General features: G+C 71.9%; 1 protein-coding gene. It reads right to left on the reverse strand.

Going from position 1 to position 1,290, the window contains the following annotated elements:
• On the reverse strand, positions 1 to 1,290 hold a 1,290-nt coding region (locus ACWEH3_RS36130; protein WP_452358515.1), incomplete at both ends, for a condensation domain-containing protein.

The following is a 1,290-nucleotide window of genomic DNA, read 5'->3' on the forward strand; positions in this document are numbered from 1 at the left end:
CGGGCGCACCGACCAGCCGTCGCCGGAGATGTGGTGCACCACGAACACCAGCACGTGGGTGTCGGGCTGCGAGCCGTCCATCGAGCCCGCGATGCGGAACAGCGCGGCGCGCACCGGGACCTCGGCGGTGACGTCGAAGCCGGTCAGCACCAGTTCGCTGATCCGCTCGGAGATCTCGGCCTCGGACACCTCGATCGGGGTGAGGTCGACCGCGCTGTGCCCGGCGGGCAGCACGACCTGCACGCCCTGGCCGTCGGCGGTCTCCGGGTAGACCGTGCGCAACACCTCGTGCCGGTCGACCACGTCGGCCACGGCCTGGCGCAGCGCCTCGGTGTCCAGGGTTCCGGTGAGCCGGACCGCGAGCGGGATGTTGTTCACCGCGGTCTGGTTGTCGAACCGGTTCAGGAACCACATGCGCTGCTGGGCCAGCGACAGCGGAATCCTCGGCGGGCGCGGGCCCGCGGCGAGTTCCCGGCGGCGGCCGGTGCCCTGGTGCGCCTCCACCCGCACGGCCAGCGCCGCCACGGTCGGCGCCTCGAACAGCGTGCGGACCGGGATCCTGGTGTCCAGCGCGGCGCCGAGCCGGGCCACCACCTGGGTGGCGATCAGCGAGTTGCCGCCCAGGTCGAAGAAGTCGTCGTCCAAGCCGACCGCGCGTTCCGCCGGTGCCAGGCCGAGCACCTCGGCGAAGACATCGGCGACGATCTCCTCCACCGGCGTCGACGGCGCGCGGAACTCCCGCGCCTCGAAGACCGGCTCGGGCAGCGCGCGGCGATCCAGCTTGCCGTTCGGGTTCAACGGCATGGCGTCGAGCACCACGATCGCGGCGGGCACCATGTAGGACGGCAGCTGCGCGGACAGATGCGCGCGCAGCGCCTCGACGTCCACCGTCGCGCCGTTCGCGGGCACCACATAACCCACCAGCTGGTCGCCGGTGCGCGCGTCGGAGCGCACCAGCGCGACCGACTGCGCGACCGACTCATGCGCCGTCAACGCGGTCTCGATCTCGCCGAGCTCGATGCGCAGACCACGCAGCTTCACCTGGAAGTCGGTGCGGCCCAGGTACTCGATGGCGCCGGTGTCGTCCCGGCGCACCAAGTCGCCGGTGCGGTACATCCGAGCACCTGGCGCGCCGTACGGGTTGGCCACGAAGCGGTCGGCGGTCAGGTCCGTGCGACCGAAGTAGCCGCGCGCCAACTGATCGCCCGCGAGGTACAGCTCACCCGCGACGTTCGAAGGCACCGGGTGCAGACGCGAATCCAGCACGTACGCCTGCGCGTTCCACACCGG

The organism is Nocardia sp. NPDC004718, from assembly GCF_053601535.1.